The following is a 20,304-nucleotide window of genomic DNA, read 5'->3' as shown; positions in this document are numbered from 1 at the left end:
CACTTCGGGGCGTCGCTATTTTGTGTGTTGCCTGTGCCTTACCTGTGGATAAGGTGTTAGAACACCATAACCTCAGGTGTTCTAACACGTCAAGTGTTTTATTTCCTCCACTTTTGTGTATAGTGCTTACACACCATCTAGGAGAAAAACCAATGGCGACTAAGAATGTTAATAACAAGTCAAGCTTGAAGGGAATTCGCTTTCCGCACGAACTAATTGAAGAAATAGACGTAAGCGTAGAGCGAGAGAAGCCAGAAAATCCCAGCGCCAACTTTTCTGCCTGGGTACTTGATGCCTGTGGTCGAAAGCTCAAGTTGGAACAGCGCAAGAAACCAAAAGAGTGACCAAAGTGCGATTTTGCACTTTGCCCCACATACTCCGGGGGGGCAGAAATGCCGCCCTTTTTTATGGACTTAAGAAACCCAGTCGCTGCCGCGTTGCATACCCGGTGCGCAAAGGTTGCCGCATGAAAAAAACTATGCATAACAGCATTATCCAAAACCGGATAATGACCGGCAGCACTCAGAGCCTTAGGAATTGTTAGGATCGCGCCACCAGCTTTACGGTCGGTGGTGTTATCAATTGTTAACATTGCCCAGGGCCAGATGTCAGGTTTTGACAGGTTGCCAGCCAGGGGAAAGGCTTCTTTCTGGCAGGTAGCGTTACTCATCCTCACCCCGGCGATAAGCTTATAATCCTTGTCGAAACGATCTAACGGCTGTACGCATGGGTGCTCGTACCCGTCGCGGTAGAACGTCACACTCAGGAACTCCACACTAACCACCGTGATCCGGTGGCCGTGTGAGTCTTTGTAGCGCTGATTAGGCTGAGGCTTGCTGACGGTCATTAGTGAACCTCCAACAGATCCGGCTGATACTTGCGCCACAACTCCGCTTCCTCATACGCCAGCGCCTGCTTCTCTGCTTTGCATGACTGTAAAGCCTGGCCTCGTTTGCTGGCCTTCTTGGTATACATGTTCTTGCGCTTGCTGTAGTCGTTCAGGAACGCAAACGGGACGCCATACGAGCCAGTCTTACGGATGGACGGGATAACATCGCGGAATACCCAATTACTGAATCGATGGGCTAATGTCCCTGCAGTGCTAGCCTTACGGCTACGGGCGATCAGTTTGTAGAAGCCAGACTCAGCAACCATATTCCAGATACGTGCACCACCACGCTTGCCGGAATGACCCGCAGTTAAAGTTAGGGTCATCACCTCGTCTCCATCCAGAGAGGAAACCGCGCTGGTGGGATTACTAATTTCTAGCGATTGGCAAACATCAGAGGCAACGAACCACGGCTGACCGTACACATTAACTATACGCACCGTTGTGCCCTCGAACTTGATAACGGAAATATCACTCTCATCAGCGGTGAAAGTAGCTTTCTGGCTTGGGATAGGCTGAGGGGCGTCCTCAGAATTGAATCTGATTTTTTCGAGTTTCATGTTGTCAGGCTCCGTTAGGCGGCGTTGTTGGCGTCTGGGTACAAGGTTAGGATGTTAGCTATGTCACCTTGGGAAAGGCCGTGATAGCCACCAGCAACGGCGCTATGGTTGACCAACTGGATCACGTGCAGAACATCGGCACGGCTCACAAATCGATAGCGAAAATGGCTACCGATACCGTCCGGGTTCTTTTCGTCGATACGCTCTAGATGAATATCCAGGCGGCGTTCCAACTCGCTAGCGTAGTTACGGCCAGATGAGAGGCGGCAATACTTGAGAATGTCATTCTCAGTCCAGCCATTGACGCCGGTTTTCAGCATATAAACACGAGCACGGTGTTTCTTTGGTGCTGGCTTGATGGTAGAGATGGCGCTATTATCAGAGGTGCCAACCTTCTGATTAGCCGCCTGCTGTACTGGGCGGTTTTTCATTTCCATTACGCAGCCTCCCGCCGAGAAGTCAGCCAGTTATTAATCTCTACTGCGTCGAAAGCCGTGATTTTCTCGCCCAGCTTAACCGGGCGCGGCAATGTGCCGTTTTTAACTTTGCGGTCGATGGTGGCAACGCTAACGCCCAGCATTTCAGCCAAGCGAAAGCGGCGGATATAGCCTGTAGTGGGGATGGCGACTTGCGTCTTTTGTGTTGCTGTCATAGCCCGTAACCTTTTGTTAGTGGTTGTTGCGTCGTTACGGGTGAGATTAATGAATTATTTTTTGCAAGTATCGGAGTTATCAGAAAACTCCTCGGAATTATGATAACTCCGTTATCGAGTTACCCCTCCCTTCCGCAACCACTCAATCAGTGCCTTATCATCATCCGGGAAAGGGAGATTATGTACTTTACTATTAGCTCTCTTTCTGAGAAGCGGCACACTACCCGTCAGATCACTCTCTGTTAAACCAATAGCTTTAAGCAAGGCAACAATAAGCTCTGACTGTTTTGCTGTTGTTCTTACTGGTTTTTCTACCTTCATTTCAGTTGACGGGGGTTGGTTAACACCTCCATTTATAAAGTTTGGTATACTTCCCCCAACCGAATTATCTATTTTTTCAATTTGATGCCGAGTAATAAGGATGTCGTTTACTGTAATTGTGGCAATTGGTTTAACTTCCGCTTCATTTAGGAAGCCAGATGAGTAGAGGTGCTCAGTCAATGGATGGGCCATAACTACATAATCATCACTGTCATAATCATCTAGGCTTAATGGAATGTCAGCTTCTTTAAATGAAAGATTGAAAGCGGTAAGCGTAACTTTTTCATTATTTTTTAATGCGCTGAAAAATGATAACGGAAGAAAGCCTGTTGACAACGCCCACAAGCCAGAAAGAAAAAGAATCGGTTTTTTTAGTCCCGGTGTATCTTCATGTTGATAAAATCGCTTAATTCTCTCGGTTGCTGTGGGGTTCATATTAACTTCAGCTTTTGGCATAAACATACTTAAAGGTGATTTGTTTGTGTATTTTGTCATCAGCTTGGGGGGGAATTTTTTCTCCCATTCATTTAATTCTTCCCATACGCTAAGTGGGGATAAGGCTGCTTCGAAATTATGAAGAGATAAACAAAGTTCAATAGCACCAATCTGGCTAAAATGAATTAAATCATTGGGATGACAGCCAAGCAGCTCAGCCGCTCTTGGCAGGTGGCAAAACTCTAGTGCTGGAATGTTATTACGTTCCCAGACGTTATTATTTTTGTTCATAACGTTACCTTTCACGCGCGGCCTTAAAAAGTTATTGAGTCAGGCGGTAAGGTTTCCCGCTTTTCACTCCGTCGAGCTATGCTCAATCCATTCTCATGATAGCTTATGTATCTTCTTGATGGGTGTCACGTTGTATTCTTCGCCGAGCTCTAAGGCCACCAGCAACGCCGCCCATTGCGCCAGTGCTGTTTTCCGTTCGTCAAAGTATTGATGCCGGTTGTAGATGCCCTCAACGCCTCTTATGCGGTGATTCAGGCAACGTTCAGCAACCACCGGATCAACCCCCAACGCTGCGAGGTGAGTGCGTGCTGTACGCCGGAAGTCGTGGATCGTGTAGTTAGGTACATCCGGCATCTCTGCCCGTACCTTAGCCAGTGCCACAGGGAGGGTGCTTTCCTGTATGTGGGGAATCATTCTGTTTTGCATCTTCCTGGCTGGCAGTACCCAGGCGCTATTGCATGAGAACGTGTGAAGCTCCTTCAGCCATTCAACCGCTGGTGGTGGTAATGGGATGTCGATAGCGTCGCCGTTCTTGCTACGCTCTTCTGGTAAATGCCAGATAGCAGCGTCCAGGTCGAATTCTTCCCACCGTGCGGCGCATAGCTCCATTTTGCGCACACATAGGGCCAGCAATAGCTTGAACGTGAGTTCGTTTTGTCTGCTGAACCCTTTGGCGGTTCGCATAGCCTGGAAAAGTCGGATCAGTTCTTCACGAGTTAACCACCTGTCTCGCGCTACCTCTTTCCCGCCAGCGTCGGAAACTTCAAAGGCCGAACAGGGGTTAATCTCCAGTGCGTGTCGTTTAATGCCGTAATCGAATATGCGGCGCGTCCATCTTAAAACGTCGGTTGCTATGGTCGGTGCTCCACGATCAACAATGCTTTTCAGCATGTCGTCAATGTGGCGGGGTTTTACGTCCTCGACCTTCATGTGACCGATAGACGGATTTATGTCTTTGTCGATACGGCGGCGCAGTATGTCCGGGTGCTTCCAGCGTGGCAGGATCTGGCGCTCAAAGTATTCGGCGGCAAGTGCTGACACTTTTAGAGCGTGCTTCTCCTGCTCCATCTTTTCCAGCGCTTCGGATTTGCGTTCCTGCTTCTCTCCGGCTACGTCATAACCCAGGGCAACACGAGCAGAAAGTTCTTTGGTTGTCTCCCGTGCTTTGGCTAACGACAGGTCGGCATAGGAACCGATCATCATTACCCGTGACTTTCCGGCAAATTTATACCGGAAGCGCCAGACGGGTGTTTGATAGTTTTCCCGGTAGGAAAGATAAAGCCCGTTGCCGTCTGAGCGTCCCTCAAACCGTTCTCCAGCTTTTATCCATGCCCGTATCTGCATATCTGTGAGCTTTGCCATTGTGCCGCCTGAACCTCAAATAGTGGTGTACACCTAATGCGGTACACCTTTTCCTTAGGGGTACACCCAGGTGTACATAACAATAGTGCGCTTTCTTGATTCTTTATGCTAGCTCATGACAACAAAAAAGCCCGCTGTTATGCGGGCCTTCTGGTTTTTTGCGGCTTGTTGATTCTTCCTGAATATTTACTCGATATTCTGAATTTGCTCGCGCATCTGCTCAATCAGCACCTTCAGCTCGATAGCTGAGGTAGTCACTTCGGCATTGATCGACTTGGACGCCAGCGTATTCGATTCGCGATTGAATTCCTGCATCATAAAGTCGAGGCGACGGCCAACGGCTTCTTTCTTCTTCAGGATGTTGTGCGTCTCTTTGACGTGCGCTTCCAGGCGGTCCAGCTCTTCGGCGACGTCGATACGCTGTGCCATCAGCACCAGTTCCTGCTCCAGGCGAGTGTTTTCCAGCTGTACCTGGGCTTCTTCCAGCTTGCTGACCAAACGTTCGCGCTGCCATTGCAGGATATTAGGCATCTGGGCGCGGACTTTGATCACTTCGGCGCTCACGCCGTCGAGGCGTTGCTCGATCAGGGCTTTCAGCGCGGTGCCTTCGCTTTCGCGTGCCACGATGAAATCATCCAGTGCGCCTTCCAGCGCCTGCATCAGCTCGTTGCTGATGAGGTCCAGATCCTGTTCCTGAGCGGACATCACGCCCGGCCAGCGCAGGACGTCGATCGGATCGATTTCTCCTTCGTCGCTCTGCATTTTGACCCAGTTAGCGGCTTCAACCAGCTGCTTGGCCAGTTTTTCGTTCAGGATCATCGAGCTTTGCGCGCTTGGGTCGAGCTCAAAGCGCAGGTTGCACTCCACTTTGCCACGCGTCAGGCGGCCACGGATACGCTCGCGGATCACTGGCTCGAGGCTACGGAACTGCTCAGGCAGACGGATGTAGGTTTCTAAGTAGCGTTGGTTAACGGAACGCAGCTCCCAAGCTGCGCTGCCCCATTCACCCTTGATTTCACGCCGGGCGTAGGCGGTCATGCTGCGGATCATTGTGCGTACCCGTAAATAGGAAAAGATGGAACGATTATAGCGTTGCACCTGCGGGCAGGATAGGCATAACGTCACGAAGCCCGTATAATGCGCAGCCAAACGTTAATAAGAAGCCGGAGAGAGCCCATGCGTCCTGCAGGCAGAGCACCACAACAAGTTCGCCCCCTGACACTGACCCGTCACTACACGAAACACGCTGAAGGTTCAGTGCTGGTTGAGTTTGGCGATACCAAAGTTTTGTGCACCGCCACGGTAGAAGAGGGCGTTCCGCGCTTTTTGAAAGGCCAAGGGCAAGGGTGGATCACCGCAGAATACGGCATGTTGCCGCGTTCTACCCACAGCCGTAATGCCCGCGAAGCGGCCAAAGGCAAGCAGGGTGGCCGTACGTTGGAGATCCAGCGTCTGATCGCTCGTTCACTGCGTGCCGCAGTGGACCTGAAAAAGCTCGGTGAGTTCACCATCACCCTGGACTGCGATGTGCTGCAAGCCGATGGCGGCACCCGTACCGCTTCCATCTCCGGAGCCTGTGTGGCGCTGGCCGATGCGCTGAATGCGCTGGTTGCCGCCGGTAAACTGAAAGCCAACCCGATGAAAGGGCTGGTTGCCGCAGTTTCTGTCGGTATCGTTGGCGGCGAAGCGCTGTGCGATCTGGAGTATGTGGAAGATTCCGCCGCAGAAACCGATATGAACGTGGTGATGATGGAGGATGGCCGCATGATCGAGGTGCAAGGAACCGCCGAGGGTGAGCCGTTCAGCCACGATGAGCTATTGGCGCTACTGGCGCTGGCCCGAGGGGGCATCGAAACCATCTTCCAGGCGCAGAAAGCGGCGCTGGCAGACTGATTTTTAAAGGCGACCAAGCAGTCGCCTTTTTTATGCCCGGAAATCGGGCTGCAATAGCACTAAAGTTACCGACCCAATTAGGAGAAGCAGTAATGAAAGCCTACCAGCGCCAGTTTATCGAGTTTGCGCTCCGCAAGCAGGTATTGAAATTCGGCGAGTTCACCCTGAAATCCGGCCGTACCAGCCCCTATTTCTTCAATGCCGGCCTGTTTAATACCGGGCGTGATCTGGCGCTGTTAGGGCGTTTTTATGCCGAAGCGCTGGTGGATTCCGGCATCGAGTTCGATCTGCTGTTTGGCCCAGCCTACAAAGGTATCCCGATCGCGACCACCACCGCAGTGGCATTGGCAGAACATCACAATCTCGATGTGCCTTATTGTTTCAACCGTAAGGAAGCCAAGGAACATGGCGAAGGCGGCACGCTGGTAGGCAGCCCGTTGCAGGGGCGTGTGATGCTGGTAGATGACGTGATCACCGCCGGGACGGCCATCCGCGAATCGATGGAAATTATCAGTGCCCATAACGCCAGCCTGGCAGGTGTGCTGATTTCTCTCGATCGTCAGGAACGTGGCCGTGCCGAAATTTCTGCAATCCAGGAAGTGGAGCGTGATTATCACTGCAAAGTGATCTCGATTATTACGCTCAAGGAGCTGATTGCTTACCTGGAAGAGCAGCCGGAAATGGCCGAAAGCCTGGTGGCCGTGAAGGCATATCGCGAGCAGTACGGGGTTTAAAATAATAGCGCCGGGTTGAACCCGGCGATATTTGTTACTGCAGTTGCACCGCTAACAGCGGCCAGCGTGCATCAAAATCCTGCGTTGGGCGGTAGCGGAATTCAGAGCGAATATAGCGCGACAGCATCCCTTCACAGAAGGCCAGGATCTGGCTGGCCAGCAAGGTCTCATCGACGATAAAGCCCTTTCCTTCCCGTAGCTTACGTTCCTTCAACACCTGACGCAGTTGCGCTTCAATCCGCTCGAACAGCTGGTTGATCCTGCCCTGCAGGCGATCCTGCTCAAACATCAGCGCGTGGCCGGTCATGATCCTGGTCAGGCCTGGGTTGCGCTCTGCAAACCCCAGTACCAACAGCACAATCAGGCGTAGGCGGTTGAACGTCTCTTTTTCATCCTGCAAGATCAGGTTGATGCGCGTTATCAGGCTATCTTCAATAAACTCGATCAGGCTATCAAACATCCGCGTCTTGCTGGGGAAATGCCGATAAAGGGCAGCCTCAGAGACACCAACGTTTGCGGCAAGCTTGGCTGTGGTAATGCGCTGGCTGCCGTCGCTGGATTCCAGCATCTGGGCTAACGCCTGCAATATCTCCTCACGCCGATTCCTTTTGGTATTTTCTTTTTCTGCCATGTTTGATTAGACCCTTGCTAAAACGGCTTATCCCCTCAATCTCTTCGGGTATAGATTTGCGAAAACCCGCGCACCGGCCGTTGCAGAGTAAACTCTGTGCGGCTTATAAGATCGCTGTTGTACGGTGTAATGGCTAACAGGTCTTTCAGACCCTTATTCTCCGTGCGTTACTCTCAATTGCCAGACCAACCGTGCCGCATTGCAAGCGGCGCGGTTGCAGGCGCCATCCCTGTAAATCATTCGGTTACGGGCAGGTTCTATTGGCGACCGGAGTGGCCAAAACCACCGGTACCCCGTTCGCTGCTATCGAACTCTTCCACCAGATTAAACTCGGCTTGCACTACCGGCACAAATACCATCTGTGCGATGCGTTCACCCGGCTCGATAGTGAAGGATTTCTGGCCACGGTTCCATACGGATACCATCAGTTGGCCCTGATAATCGGAATCGATCAGGCCAACCAGGTTACCCAGCACGACGCCGTGCTTATGGCCCAGACCGGAGCGCGGCAGGATCACTGCAGCAAGACTGGTATCGGCGATGTGGATAGCCAGGCCGGTAGGCAGCAGGGTGGTTTCGCCTGGTGCCAGCTCAACCGCGCTGTCCAGACAGGCACGCAGATCAAGCCCGGCAGAGCCTGGGGTGGCATAGGTCGGCAGTGGGAAATCTTGACCGATACGCGGGTCAAGGATCTTAACGTCGATTTTTTTCATCATAACGGCTGACTATCTCGTCTAGTAAACGTTGGCCAAGGAGTGCCTTGTCGCTATGCGGCAGGCGCTTGTCTCCATCCTGCCAAAAAAGATGCAGGGCATTGGTATCACTGTTAAAACCGTGCTCTGCAAGCGATACATCGTTAGCGCAGATTAAATCCAGTTTTTTACGCAGTAGTTTTTGTCGCGCATATTCTTCCACATTCTGGGTTTCAGCCGCAAACCCGACGACAAAGGGACGATTTTTGCTCATCGCGGCAACGCCCGCGACAATATCTGGATTCTTGATCATCTTGAGGATGATTTCATCACCCTGCTTTTTGATTTTCTCATCGGCAATCTGTTCTGCCCGGTAATCCGCCACGGCAGCGCAGGAGATAAAGATGTTCTGCTGCGCGGCGTGCTGTTGTACCGCTTGCTGCATTTCCAGCGCGCTGACGACATCCACACGGGTTACCCAAGGCGGCGTAGGCAGGCTGACCGGCCCGGCGACCAACGTGACTTGCGCACCGCGAGCGGCGGCGGCCTTGGCGATAGCAAAACCCATCTTGCCGGAGCTGTGGTTGCTGACGAACCGCACCGGATCCAGTGCCTCACGGGTGGGGCCCGCGGTGATCATAATCTTTAAATGTTGCAGATCCTGCGGCGCAGAGAAATGAGCGTTAGCCAGTTCCACTATCTCCAACGGATCCAGCATGCGGCCAGGCCCGATATCACCACAGGCCTGGCTACCGCTGTCTGGCCCCCACAGCAGCACACCACGCCCTTGTAGGGTCTGTAGATTGGCCTGAGTGGCGGCAGCGCGATACATCTGTTGATTCATGGCCGGTGCTGCCGCGATCGGGGCATCGGTAGCCAGGCAGACCGTGGTCAGCAGATCGTTGGCCATGCCGGCGGCAACGCGGGCCAGCAGATCGGCGGTGGCCGGGGCCAGGATCATCAGATCGGCCCATTTGCCCAATTCAATATGGCCCATGGCAGCTTCTGCTGCGGGATCCAGCAGATCGTCGAAAACCGGATAGCCGGAAACGGCCTGCAGCGTCAGTGGGGTAATGAAGGCTTTGGCAGCGCTGGTCATCACCACTCTTACCTCGGCGCCTCTGTCGCGCAGGCGGCGTACCAGCTCAGGGCATTTGTAAGCGGCGATACCGCCACTGATGCCAAGCACAATATGTTTGCCGGAAAGTCCCGTCATCATGATTGTCCGATTGAAATCCGAAAGAGGCGGACATTTTAGCATAACCGCTGCCAGGTGGAGCGATTCTGCTGTGTATGCAGCCAGTTACATGCGAGTTTTCGTAACACTTCGCAATATTATCAATCACCTGTCGCACGATGAAATTCCCCGTGACATGCTGCTGTAGCAGGCAGGGAGGTGGCAATGAGCAATCAGGATATGTCGTTATGGCCCGGGGCGTTGGCACCCAGGGAAAAATTGATGCGTGATGGGGCTGCGGCGCTTTCCGATAGGGAGTTGCTGGCGATCTTCTTACGAACCGGTTCGCCTGGAGTTCACGTCTCACAGTTGGCCGATCAGTTGCTGGCGCGGTTTGGTTCGCTGTATAGACTGATTTCGGCGGACTACGAACAGTTTTGCAGTCATAAAGGGTTGGGAATTGCCACTTATGCGCAGTTGCAGGTGATTTCCGAATTAGCCTTCCGGTTGTTTTCTTGCCCCCATCTGCAGGAAAACGCGTTGCTGAATCCGAAAATTACCCAGCATTATCTGCACAGTTTGCTGGCTCACCACGAGCGAGAGGTGTTTTTAGTGTTGTTTTTAGACAATCAGCACCGGGTTATTCGCCATCAGGAGATGTTTGCTGGTACCATCAACAGCGTCGTTGTCCACCCAAGAGAAATTGTGCGTGCGGCGTTGAAGGCTAATGCAGCAGCCCTCATTCTGGCGCATAATCACCCTTCGGGTAAGGCTGAACCCAGTCACGCCGACCGTTTGATAACCGAGCAAGTGGTTAATGCCTGCCGGTTATTGGAGATCCGAGTGCTCGATCATTTGGTGATAGGCCGGGGTGAATGCGTCTCTTTTGCCGAGCGCGGATGGCTATAAGCAACTTTTTCGCGATCCTTGAGGGATCTTTAGCTGTTCGGGACTTGAGCACTTACGCTTCAGAGCGTATACTACGCCACCTTTGAGAATCTTGGGTTTGGCGTTAAGAGCCTATCTCAGCAGGTTTCCAACCTGATGTGAGGTTTCTGACCTGATGACGAGAGTCTCCTCAGTATGAAGTTTGCTGAGATGGGCTCTAAAAGCCTGACGAGGCGGCCATACCCTATACGAAGCTCGAGCTGATTTGATTTTTGGAGAATAAGACATGTCACGAGTCTGCCAAGTTACTGGCAAGCGCCCGGTGAGCGGTAACAACCGTTCCCACGCAATGAACGCGACCAAACGCCGTTTTCTGCCTAACCTGCACTCACACCGTTTTTGGGTTGAGGCTGAGAAGCGCTTTGTAACTCTGCGTGTATCTGCTAAAGGTATGCGTGTTATCGATAAGAAGGGTATTGAGACGGTCTTGGCCGATCTGCGTGCCCGTGGTGAGAAGTATTAAGGAACTGCATCATGGCTAAAGGTGTTCGCGAGAAGATCAAGCTGGTTTCTTCTGCTGGTACTGGTCACTTCTATACCACCACGAAGAACAAGCGTACTAAGCCGGAAAAATTGGAACTGAAGAAATTCGATCCAGTTGTCCGTCAACACGTGATCTACAAAGAAGCTAAAATTAAATAATTTTAGTGGATTAATGAAAACCCGGCCTCGGCCGGGTTTTTTCATTTTATAGGGGTAGCAAACGGAGAGGGAGCCAGTCATGCCTGAATTACCAGAAGTCGAAACCAGCCGCCGTGGTATCGAGCCTTATCTTGTTGGCCACAACATCCAGTATGCGGTGGTGCGTAACGCTCGTTTGCGTTGGCCGGTCTCCGAGCAGATCCTGGCGCTGAGCGATCGGCCGGTGCGCAGCGTACAGCGCCGTGCCAAGTACCTGCTGATCGAGTTGGACCACGGCTGGATTATCGTGCATCTGGGGATGTCTGGCAGCTTGCGTATGCTGGCAGAGGAAATCGAGCCAGGTAAGCATGACCACGTCGATCTGGTGATGAGCAACGGTTTTATTCTGCGCTACACCGACCCGCGCCGCTTTGGTGCCTGGCTATGGTGTGACGATCTGGCCGCCAGCAACGTGTTGGCTCATCTTGGCCCGGAACCGCTGGGTGAAGAGTTCAATGGCGCCTACCTGTACGAGAAGTCCCGTAATAAGCGTACGCTGATCAAGCCTTGGTTGATGGATAACAAGCTGGTGGTTGGCGTGGGGAATATCTATGCCAGCGAATCGCTGTTTACCGCCGGGATCCTGCCAGATCGTCAGGCGGGATCCTTGACCAAGGCGCAGGCGGATCTGTTGGCCGAAACCATCAAGGCGGTGTTGCTGCGGTCAATTGAACAAGGGGGAACGACGTTGCGTGACTTCCTGCAGTCGGACGGTAAGCCGGGGTATTTCGCGCAGGAACTGCAGGTCTATGGCCGGGCAGGTGAACCTTGCCGCGCCTGTGGCACACCGATCGAGAGCGCCAAACACGGGCAGCGCAGCACCTTCTTCTGCCGCCGCTGCCAGCGATGATTACTGCGCGGCCAGCTTTTCCATCAGCGCTTTGGTGACGACATCCGGCAAGAACGGTGCGATGTCGCCGCCATGGCGTGCCACTTCCTTCACCAAGGAAGAAGAGATAAATGACCACTGCTCGGAAGGCATCAGAAACACGCTTTCCAACGTTGGCATCAGATGGCGGTTCATGTTCGCCAGCTGCAATTCATATTCAAAGTCGGATACCGCACGCAGGCCGCGTATCAGAATATTGGCGTTCTGATGGGCGGCGAAGTGCGCCATCAACTCGCTGAACCCCAGCACCTCGACGTTATCCAGATGAGAGGTCACCTGCGTGGCCAGGGCAACGCGTTCTTCCAGCGAAAACAGCGGTTTTTTGCTCGAACTGGCGGCAATGGCCAGGATCACGTGATCAAACATCAGTGAGGCGCGGGTGACCAGGTCCAAATGGCCGTTGGTCATTGGATCGAAGGTACCTGGGTAGATGGCTTTGCTGCTCATGGTTTACTTCTCTGAATAGTTGCGGCCCAATGCCCACAGTGCGGCATATTTATTGAAGGTATATTGCGCGTTGACCACGGCTAACAGCAAGCCCTGTTTGCCGTCGAGGAAACCGGCCCGCAGCAGCCAGGTTTTGCAGAACGCCCCCAGCGTGTGGGTGAGGATCGACAGATAACCGCAGCGCTTACCGGCCTGGTGGCGTTGGATTGCCCACTGCTCGGCGTAATGCAGTTGTTTGCGCTGGAAAGCAAAAAAGTCACGGCAGGTCAGGTGCAGCAGATCGCCTTGCAGCGGCACGACTTTTGCACCGCCGGTGTTGAGGGATTCATGGACAAGGTCGTCGTTATAGCGATAGCGCTGATTGGCATACAGCCGGTTGACCCGATCGGGATACCAGCCGCTGTGGCGCATAAAGCGGCCAAGAAACAGGTTACGGCGGCCCAGGCTGTAGACGACGTTATCGTCGGCGTTGGCTAATACCTGCTCAATGGAGTGGCGCAATTCTGGCGTGACGCGCTCGTCGGCGTCGATCATCAGCACGTAATCCTGAGTGGCGTAGCTTTGTGCTTTCTGCCGCTGCTTGCCGAAGCCTTGCCAGTCGGTATGGACAAACACTTTGGCACCCAGACTTTCCGCCAAAGCGACGGAACCGTCGGTACTGCCGGAATCTAGCACAATGATTTCATCAGCCCAGGCGACCGATTGCAGGCACTCGCTCAGCAACTCGGCTTCGTTTTTGGCGATCATCACTACCGACAGGCTGTTACGGTGGCTCATTCAGTGGCTCCGTGGCGGCAGGTGTGGCTCCAACAACTGCAGCAGGCGCTGCAACGCCCCCTGGTTCTGATACAGCACTTCAACCGCGTGGCGGCCGTAATAGCGGCGATAATCTTCATCGGTCAGCAGCGTTTCTATCTCTTTCACCAAGGAATCGATATCGCTGATGGTGATCATCCCGCCTGCTTCGGAGAGTTTGGCGCAGATATCTTTGAAGTTGAAGGTATGTGGGCCCATCAACACCGGAATGGCATGGGCTGCCGCTTCCAGGGGATTATGTCCCCCGCGCTCAACCAGGCTGCCACCGACGAAGGCCAGATCGGCAATACCGTACAGCAGCATCAGTTCGCCCATGGTATCGCCAATCACCACCTGTGTGCTGCCGGAAGGGATTTCGCCGCTGCTGCGGGTGGTGTAACTGAAGCCCGCTTTTTGCGTCAGCTCTTTGGCGGTTGGGAAACGCTCCGGGTGGCGTGGCACCAGGATAAGTAATAGGTCGGGGTGCTTTTCCAGCAGCCGGCGGTGGGCTTCCAGCAGAATGGTTTCTTCACCTTCGTGAGTGCTGGTGGCGATCCACACCGGGCGGCGTGGTGCCCATTGGCGGCGTAGCGTAACGGCTCTGGCCGCCAGCTCTGGCGTTACGGAGATATCGAACTTCAGGCTGCCGGTGACGGTCAGCTGTGAACGCTTCAGGCCCAGTTCGATAAAGCGCTCGCCGTCTTCCTGATTTTGCGCAGCGATCAGGGTAATGCGGCGCAGGATATCACGGATAAAACCGCCGATTTTCTTGTAGCCAGCCGCCGAACGGGCGGAAAGGCGCGCGTTGGCAATCACCAGCGGGATTTGGCGCTGGTGCAGGGCGTTAATCAGGTTGGGCCACAGCTCGGTTTCCATGATGATCACCAGCTTGGGATCCACCTGGTCGAGGAAACGGCGCATCGAACCCGGCAGATCGTAAGGCAGGTAGACATGATGCACATCTTTACCGAAAGCGGATTGCACCCGTTCGGAACCCGTTGGCGTCATTGTGGTCACAGTAATCGGCAGGTAAGGGTAACGATGGCGCAGGGCGCGAACCAGAGGGATCGCCGCCAGGGTTTCGCCAACAGAAACGGAATGCAGCATAATGCCGCCCGATACTACTTTCCCGGCGCAGAAACCATAGCGTTCCGCCCAGCGTTTACGGTAGGCTGGTGCTTTGCGGCTGCGCAGCAGTAAGCGGAGCCAGATCAGGGGTTGGATAAGGTAGAGTAGTACCTGATATAAACGGAGCAGCATTCTATCAATTTCATTTATATGGGTTATCCAGAATAGTACCATAACCGGAAGGGAAAGGCGCTAACTTGGTGGCTCGGTGTCAGGTTGGGACAACAGGCGAGAGATGTCGCCGATAGGTTTGTAATGAAGAATATTTTAATTATCCGCCGCGACAATATTGGCGATCTTGTCTGTACCACCCCGCTGATTGAAGGGGTGAAAACCGCTTACCCTGAAGCCAACCTCTATCTGCTTATCAATAAAGTCAGTCAGGATGTGGTGAAAAATAACCCGCATCTCACCAAGGTTTTTGTTTATAAGAAGGCCAAACACAAGGCCAAGAATGAGACCACCCTTGGGGTCTATTTTGAACGGCTGATGATATTTTTGCAGCTGAGAAAAATTAAGTTTGATGCGGCTATTCTGGCTAATCCGGTACCGTGCAAATATAGCCTGCGCCTGGCAAAAATGGCCGGGGTTAAAAATATTATCGGTGCAGATCTTGGTACCAGTGAAATTCATCACCCTTTCCGCGCGGCGGATTTTCACGGCAAGCATCAGGTGGAACACACCTTCAGCTACCTCTCTGCCATCACCGATCGCTCCATTGCCATTCCTCCGGTGAAGGTCTTCCTCACTGCGGAAGAACAGCACCAAGCGCAGCAACGTTTACACAGTCTGCTGCCCCCGGTTGAGCGGGTATTTGCCGTGCATATCAGCAGCCGCAGTCCGAAACGGCGCTGGCCCATTGAGCGCTATGCCGAAATCATCAACCGCCTGGTTGCCGATCCCACCACCGGCGTGCTGATCTTCTGGTCACCGCAGGGGACGCTAACGCCTGATGATATAGGCGATCAAAAGCGAGCGGAGCAGCTGTTGGCTGGCTGCCAGAACGAAAGGGTAGCGCTTTACCCAACGGCCTCGGTACGCGAACTGTTGGCCGGTTTCGAGCTATGCGACAGGGTGCTGTGCAGCGACGGTGGCCAGATGCATCTGGCCGCGGCACTGAATAAAAGCATGGTGGTCTTCTTTGGCGATACGGATAAAGAGTCTTGGCATCCGTGGAGCGGGCAATATCGGATCCTGCAAACCGAGTCGGGTGATTGCGTTGATGTTACCGTCGATGAGGTGTGGCAAGAAATACAGGCCTTGAATTAATTAACAACCAGGCAGGGTAACCCTGCCTGGAGTTATTTCTTTAACGCCAGATACTGTTGGCAAATAGGCTCCAGGCCATAGCTCAGCAGCTGCTGGTGATTAATGACCGGCGGATGAGCATAAATCTCTGCCATTTTCTCCGCCAGTGAGGCTTCATTTAATTCCGCTAGCGCACGGGTTAACCCCGCTTTTTCCAGAATTTCCTCAGGCCCGCCAGGGCAACGAGTGCTGACGACCGGCGTGTCGCACAGCAAGGCTTCAACCAGCACGTTACCGAATCCCTCACTGTCTGAACTGAGCACCAGCATCGCGGCGTGTTTGATCAGGGGATAGGGATTGGCCTGAAAACCGAGGAACAGCACGCGATCGCTAATGTTTAACTCTGCGGCAAGGCGTTTGGTCTCGTTGATTTGCGCTTCATTACCGGCGCCCACCAGCGCCAAAGGGGCCTGGATACCAGACAGTGCGTAGGCTTTCAGCAAGCGGTCGTGGCGTTTATGTGGATGAAAACGGCCCACGTGCACCAGATAGTCTTTGCCTGCCAGTTCACAAGGCTCTGCCGCCTGCTGTTCGATGGCGGCGATATCGAACGGGTTGTTGATCACCGCCAGCCGGTTAGGAGCAATCCCCAGATTTTGCTGGAGATCGTTGCCCACCGCCTGCGAGACGGCAACGATATTCTGCCGCTGGTAGACGCCCGCGACCTTGCGGCGTTTCAGCCAGCGATCGAGGCCGGTACGGTGACCGAGGTAGGAGGTGGACAGAATGCCGTGAATGCAGAACCACAGCCGGGTGCTGTCCAGCACTTTGCTATGGCTGACGATACGATCGGTCTTGTGCAGGTTGGAGAACACCAGGTCGTAACGGCCGTGCTGCTGCTCGTTGGCGGCAACCGCGCGATCCAACATCGCGGCGCGGCGTGCCAGCTCGGTCAGCTTACGCCAAGGCGATCGGCAGTTGTCGCTGAGCACCTGATAATCAATGCCGGTGGGGATCGGGTAGTTGCAGACGTCCCGCAATGAGATCAGGCTGACATCATGCCCCAACTGCTGCATGCCCTGGCACAGGGTCAGTACCACCTTTTCTGCTCCGCCGCCCGGCAGGCCGTCGATAATCATCAGAATACGCATAAGTTAGTCCAGCAGTCGGTTATACAACGATATGAGCTGTTCTGAGAGGTGTGCTGGCGTGGCCGACATGATACGCAACCGTGCCGCCTCTCCCATGCTCGATCCCAAGGCTTGCCGTGGCAGTGCAACGATAGCATCGGTGAGGGCGCTGACGTCCAATGCATCACAGACAAAGCCGTTATGCCCAGGAGTGATGAACTCAGCGCCACCGCAGGTGGTGCTGGTGATCACCGGGAGCCCGCATGACATGGCTTCCAAAATCACGTTGGGGAACGGATCGTACAACGTTGGCAGCAACAGGGCATCGGCGGCCTGATAGAACGGCAGCGTCTGTTTCTGCACGCCCATGAAGCGCACCCGGTCACCACAACCCAGCTTTTGTGCCAGTGAGCGGTAACGTTTTTCTGCTTTATCTTTACCCACCACCAATAGGTAGCTGTCGGTGGCGGCTACGGCGCGAATTGCGGCTGCCAACCCTTTACGTTCGAAGCCTGAACCGACAAAGATCAGACAGTGCGCCTGTTGCGGGATCTGATACTGCGCCCGCAACTGCTGCCGCTGTTGCTCATTCGCCGGTAAAAATTTCTGATTGTCGATGGCATTGTAGATCACCGTGATTTTATCGGCCGGCACGCCGAAATCGGCGATGATTTCCCGTTTGATCATCTCGGCGTTGCAGATCACCGCTTTCAGCTCTGGCGCGGCATACATGGCGCGTTCGGCACACATCACATAGCGGTGATAGCGGTTGGAGAACAGCCATTTGCGCCGCCACTCCGGCAGCAGGCGTGCCCGTTGCAGCAGCCAGCGGCGATGGACGCCGTCACCGGCGCGATAGATATCACAGCCGGGGATGCGTTCATGGCTTTGCACCAGATCGAAGCTCTCTTTCTGCCACAGGGCTCTAGCCGCTTCGGCAAAACCGCGTTCGCGGCTGATGCGCCCGAACTTCATCGGGTTGCACAGGTGGATGTGCCAGTTAGGGTTAACGTCCCCCTGCCATTCGCGGGTGATGACGTTCAGATCCAGATCTTGTTGTTCCAGCGCCTCCAGGGCACGGGAAACGAATCGTTCTGCCCCGCCATCCGGGCGGTATTTTTGGCGGACAATCGCCAGGCGAAATGCTTTCATGCAAGCGTGCTCCGCGCGGCTGCAATCACCACGTCTGTAGGAATAAGGTCCAGGTAGCGCTCATCGGTGCCGGTATTGATGGCATCCGGGTCCGGCAGGCTGCCGTAGTCCCCGGCCCAAATCACCTGGCCGATAACCTGCCAGGGGCGCCAAAATACCAGCTTGGATGGCCCGAACAGCGCCACGCAGGGCGTTTGTAATGCCGCCGCCATATGCATGGGGACTGAATCTACCCCGATAAACAGTTTGGCATGGTCGATCAACGCCGCCAGCTGACGCAGGGTCAACTGCCCGGCCAGAGAAACCACCCCTTGTTGTGGGCACTGTTTCAGTATTTGCGCCACCATGTCCTGCTCTTTGGCATCCGGCCCTGAGGTGATCACCAACTGGTGCCCTTCGGCCTGCAATGCGCTGATGGTGGCCGCCATTTTTTCTTCGCTCCAGCATTTAAAGAACCAGCGCGACGTGGGTTGTACCACGATATAGCTGCCGGTGACGCCATTTTGTTGCAAAAGCTGGTGGCTGGCCTGCCAATCTTGTGGGCTGTAGCTCATGGTGACCTGCTGGTTTTGCTCAGGTAAACCCAGCGGTTGCAGCAGCGAGAGATTTTGTTCAACGGTATGCAGATGCTCGTGCCCGGCTACCGGCACCAACTGAGTGTGGCAGTAACGCCACAGGAAGCCACGGCGTTTGGGGAAATCGAATCCCAGACGAATGCGGGCACCGGTGAGGCGAGTAATCAACGCGCTGCGCCACTGGTCGGCCAGGTTGACCACCAGATCGTAGCGTTGTGCCTGCAACTGACGGATCAGATGCAGTTCGTGACCCAAGTGTGCCTTGGTGCCCTGTTTTTTCCACTGGCGATCGATGACAAAGATTTGCGACAGCGCCGGGTTGCTCGCCAACATCTCCTGCGTTTCTTTGTACAGCAGGATGTCGATTTGAGCATCGGGATAGTTCTGCCTCAGCGTATTGATGACCGGAGTGGTCAGCAGCATATCGCCATGATGGCGCAGCTTGACGATCAGAATACGCTGTATGGGCGTGGCAGAAACAGGGGCTGGCGCGTCGTTCATAGTCAGTCGCTTTCAGGGAAACCAATCTTTGATTCTAAATGACCCGATTGCATGTGGCTACTGTTGCTCGGTTTTCTTGCCTGCACAGAAAAAAATAGTGGCATAGAGTGACAATTACGGCTCAATGTTGTCCAAACGAGGCGATAAAGTCGTTTGCCCTGAGGAATGGGGCTGCGTAACATAATGTAAATCTGTGACTATCAGGTTCCCAATGTATGACTAAACCGGCGTTTCTTATCACGATTGATACCGAAGGCGATAATCTGTGGCAAAACCACGATCGCATTTCGACCGAGAACACGCGTTTTTTGCCGCGCTTTCAGGCGCTGTGTGAAAAATATGCCTGCAAGCCGGTTTATCTGACCAACTATGAAATGGCGGTCGATACCCAGTACGTTGAATTTGCCCGCGACGTGATAGCACGCGGCACCGGCGAAGTGGGCATGCATCTGCACGCCTGGAACAGCCCACCGTTGACGCCGCTCACCGATGATGACTGGCGGCATAAACCCTATCTGATCGAATACCCGGCCGATCAAATTCGTGCCAAGGTCGATCATATGACCAAGCTGCTGGAAGATACCTTCCAGACCAAGATGCTCAGCCACCGTGCCGGGCGCTGGGCGTTTAATGAGTTTTATGCCTCATTGCTGCTGGAATATGGCTATCAGGTCGATTGTTCCGTCACTCCGCGCGTTAACTGGCAGTATTCGCCCGGCAATCCGCAGGGCAACGGCGGGACCGACTATCGCCATTTCCCCTCGCAGGCCTATTTTATCGATCCGGCCAATATCGCCAAACCCGGTAATTCCACGCTGTTGGAAGTGCCAATGAGCATTCAGTATAAACATTCGGCGCTGATGAATGCGGTGAAACAGGGCTATGACCGCCTGCGGGGTAAAAAGCGTTCGCCGTCGGTGCATTGGCTGCGTCCCTCCGGTAACAATCTGGACAAGATGAAGCTGGTGGTCGAACGCTCTCTGGCACAGGGGCACGATTGCGTCGAATTTATGCTGCACTCCTCCGAGTTTATGCCGGGAGGCAGCCCGACGTTCAAGACCGAGCAGGATATTGACGCGTTATATCGCGATTTGGAGCAGCTGTTTGCCTGGTTGCAACAGCGCACGGTTGGCATGACCTTGGCTGAATACTATCAACTGAAAGTGAATTAAC

At 53.9% G+C, this 20,304-nt stretch carries 24 protein-coding genes and 1 pseudogene; 9 read left to right on the top strand and 16 right to left on the bottom strand.

What is annotated here, in order from left to right:
- Positions 1-152 precede the first annotated feature (152 nt).
- Positions 153-344, top strand: coding sequence for a YlcI/YnfO family protein (locus tag KGP26_RS27670; RefSeq protein WP_199062119.1), 192 nt, complete (start codon positions 153-155; stop codon positions 342-344).
- A 398-nt stretch (positions 345-742) separates the two neighbouring features.
- Here the strand turns inward: KGP26_RS27670 and KGP26_RS30280 are convergent.
- The 7 genes and pseudogenes from KGP26_RS30280 to KGP26_RS27635 form a co-directional block, all read right to left on the bottom strand.
- Positions 743-847 (bottom strand): annotated as a pseudogene (locus tag KGP26_RS30280) (DUF4222 domain-containing protein); the annotation flags it as partial.
- Positions 847-1,449: a BRO family protein gene (locus KGP26_RS27660; RefSeq protein WP_223664813.1), complete on the bottom strand. Its 603-nt coding sequence runs from the start codon at positions 1,447-1,449 to the stop codon at positions 847-849. The gene KGP26_RS27660 and the pseudogene KGP26_RS30280, both read right to left, overlap by 1 nt.
- A 14-nt stretch (positions 1,450-1,463) precedes the next feature.
- Positions 1,464-1,886 (bottom strand): hypothetical protein, encoded by a 423-nt coding sequence (locus tag KGP26_RS27655; protein ID WP_199063865.1) that lies wholly within the window; start codon positions 1,884-1,886, stop codon positions 1,464-1,466.
- Positions 1,886-2,101, bottom strand: a complete 216-nt coding sequence (locus KGP26_RS27650; protein WP_199063864.1) for an AlpA family transcriptional regulator — start codon at positions 2,099-2,101, stop codon at positions 1,886-1,888. The genes KGP26_RS27655 and KGP26_RS27650 overlap by 1 nt, the downstream gene beginning before the upstream one ends.
- A 111-nt stretch (positions 2,102-2,212) precedes the next feature.
- Complete coding sequence (locus tag KGP26_RS27645) at positions 2,213-3,148, bottom strand: hypothetical protein (RefSeq protein WP_223664812.1); 936 nt, start codon at positions 3,146-3,148, stop codon at positions 2,213-2,215.
- Positions 3,149-3,241: 93 nt separating this feature from the next.
- Positions 3,242-4,510: a site-specific integrase gene (locus tag KGP26_RS27640; RefSeq protein WP_223664811.1), complete on the bottom strand. Its 1,269-nt coding sequence runs from the start codon at positions 4,508-4,510 to the stop codon at positions 3,242-3,244.
- Between the two features lie 186 nt (positions 4,511-4,696).
- Entirely contained in the window at positions 4,697-5,560 is an 864-nt protein-coding gene (locus KGP26_RS27635) for a YicC/YloC family endoribonuclease (protein ID WP_021181835.1), read from the bottom strand.
- A 126-nt stretch (positions 5,561-5,686) separates the two neighbouring features.
- On the opposite strand from KGP26_RS27635, the gene rph reads away from it, so the two are divergent.
- Together rph and pyrE are read left to right on the top strand one after the other, a co-directional pair.
- A complete protein-coding gene (gene rph, locus KGP26_RS27630) occupies positions 5,687-6,403 on the top strand; it encodes a ribonuclease PH (protein ID WP_037376445.1) in 717 nt (238 codons plus the stop codon).
- Positions 6,404-6,495: 92 nt separating this feature from the next.
- On the top strand, positions 6,496-7,137 hold the full coding sequence (gene pyrE, locus KGP26_RS27625) for an orotate phosphoribosyltransferase (RefSeq protein WP_021181837.1): 642 nt from the start codon (positions 6,496-6,498) through the stop codon (positions 7,135-7,137).
- A gap of 34 nt (positions 7,138-7,171) precedes the next feature.
- On the opposite strand, the gene slmA is transcribed toward pyrE, so the two are convergent.
- The 3 genes from slmA to coaBC form a co-directional block, all read right to left on the bottom strand.
- Positions 7,172-7,768 (bottom strand): nucleoid occlusion factor SlmA, encoded by a 597-nt coding sequence (slmA, locus tag KGP26_RS27620; RefSeq protein ID WP_223664810.1) that lies wholly within the window; start codon positions 7,766-7,768, stop codon positions 7,172-7,174.
- A 257-nt stretch (positions 7,769-8,025) separates the two neighbouring features.
- Positions 8,026-8,484 carry a dUTP diphosphatase gene (gene dut, locus KGP26_RS27615; protein WP_021807280.1) on the bottom strand — a complete coding sequence of 153 codons (459 nt, stop codon included), beginning with the start codon at positions 8,482-8,484 and terminating at the stop codon, positions 8,026-8,028.
- Entirely contained in the window at positions 8,462-9,679 is a 1,218-nt protein-coding gene (coaBC, locus tag KGP26_RS27610; RefSeq protein ID WP_223664809.1) for a bifunctional phosphopantothenoylcysteine decarboxylase/phosphopantothenate--cysteine ligase CoaBC, read from the bottom strand. The genes dut and coaBC overlap by 23 nt, the downstream gene beginning before the upstream one ends.
- A 198-nt stretch (positions 9,680-9,877) precedes the next feature.
- On the opposite strand from coaBC, the gene radC reads away from it, so the two are divergent.
- From radC to mutM, 4 genes are all read left to right on the top strand, one after another.
- The gene (gene radC / locus KGP26_RS27605; protein WP_223665695.1) at positions 9,878-10,546 is read left to right on the top strand and encodes a DNA repair protein RadC; all 669 of its coding nucleotides are present in this window, start codon (positions 9,878-9,880) and stop codon (positions 10,544-10,546) included.
- Positions 10,547-10,811: 265 nt separating this feature from the next.
- Positions 10,812-11,048, top strand: coding sequence for a 50S ribosomal protein L28 (rpmB, locus tag KGP26_RS27600; RefSeq protein ID WP_004931195.1), 237 nt, complete (start codon positions 10,812-10,814; stop codon positions 11,046-11,048).
- Between the two features lie 11 nt (positions 11,049-11,059).
- Positions 11,060-11,227: a 50S ribosomal protein L33 gene (rpmG, locus tag KGP26_RS27595; RefSeq protein ID WP_004392084.1), complete on the top strand. Its 168-nt coding sequence runs from the start codon at positions 11,060-11,062 to the stop codon at positions 11,225-11,227.
- Between the two features lie 79 nt (positions 11,228-11,306).
- A complete protein-coding gene (mutM, locus tag KGP26_RS27590) occupies positions 11,307-12,116 on the top strand; it encodes a bifunctional DNA-formamidopyrimidine glycosylase/DNA-(apurinic or apyrimidinic site) lyase (protein WP_166733682.1) in 810 nt (269 codons plus the stop codon).
- Here the strand turns inward: mutM and coaD are convergent, their stop codons facing one another.
- Genes coaD through waaA form a run of 3 tightly spaced genes read right to left on the bottom strand, consistent with a single transcriptional unit; the run spans position 12,117 to position 14,657 of the window.
- Complete coding sequence (gene coaD / locus KGP26_RS27585; protein WP_021807277.1) at positions 12,117-12,602, bottom strand: pantetheine-phosphate adenylyltransferase; 486 nt, start codon at positions 12,600-12,602, stop codon at positions 12,117-12,119. It abuts the gene before it with no gap.
- Between the two features lie 3 nt (positions 12,603-12,605).
- On the bottom strand, positions 12,606-13,379 hold the full coding sequence (locus tag KGP26_RS27580) for a glycosyltransferase family 2 protein (protein ID WP_021807276.1): 774 nt from the start codon (positions 13,377-13,379) through the stop codon (positions 12,606-12,608).
- On the bottom strand, positions 13,380-14,657 hold the full coding sequence (gene waaA / locus KGP26_RS27575; protein ID WP_223536658.1) for a lipid IV(A) 3-deoxy-D-manno-octulosonic acid transferase: 1,278 nt from the start codon (positions 14,655-14,657) through the stop codon (positions 13,380-13,382).
- A gap of 123 nt (positions 14,658-14,780) precedes the next feature.
- Between waaA and KGP26_RS27570 the strand changes: the two genes are divergently transcribed.
- Entirely contained in the window at positions 14,781-15,794 is a 1,014-nt protein-coding gene (locus tag KGP26_RS27570) for a glycosyltransferase family 9 protein (protein ID WP_223664808.1), read from the top strand.
- Positions 15,795-15,826: 32 nt separating this feature from the next.
- Here the strand turns inward: KGP26_RS27570 and KGP26_RS27565 are convergent, their stop codons facing one another.
- Genes KGP26_RS27565 through rfaQ form a run of 3 tightly spaced genes read right to left on the bottom strand, consistent with a single transcriptional unit; the run spans position 15,827 to position 19,131 of the window.
- Positions 15,827-16,924, bottom strand: a complete 1,098-nt coding sequence (locus tag KGP26_RS27565) for a glycosyltransferase (RefSeq protein ID WP_223498619.1) — start codon at positions 16,922-16,924, stop codon at positions 15,827-15,829.
- Positions 16,925-16,927: 3 nt separating this feature from the next.
- A complete protein-coding gene (locus KGP26_RS27560; RefSeq protein ID WP_094981578.1) occupies positions 16,928-18,055 on the bottom strand; it encodes a glycosyltransferase family 4 protein in 1,128 nt (375 codons plus the stop codon).
- Positions 18,052-19,131, bottom strand: coding sequence for a putative lipopolysaccharide heptosyltransferase III (rfaQ, locus tag KGP26_RS27555; RefSeq protein WP_024527877.1), 1,080 nt, complete (start codon positions 19,129-19,131; stop codon positions 18,052-18,054). Before rfaQ ends, KGP26_RS27560 begins: the two co-directional genes overlap by 4 nt.
- A gap of 215 nt (positions 19,132-19,346) precedes the next feature.
- Between rfaQ and KGP26_RS27550 the strand changes: the two genes are divergently transcribed.
- The gene (locus tag KGP26_RS27550; RefSeq protein ID WP_223664807.1) at positions 19,347-20,303 is read left to right on the top strand and encodes a polysaccharide deacetylase family protein; all 957 of its coding nucleotides are present in this window, start codon (positions 19,347-19,349) and stop codon (positions 20,301-20,303) included.
- Position 20,304: the final 1 nt, after the last annotated feature.

This window comes from Serratia sp. JSRIV002, assembly GCF_019968725.1.
In the GTDB taxonomy this organism is placed as follows: domain Bacteria; phylum Pseudomonadota; class Gammaproteobacteria; order Enterobacterales; family Enterobacteriaceae; genus Chania; species Chania fonticola_B.
This window is presented reverse-complemented; position numbering and strand designations above follow the sequence as displayed.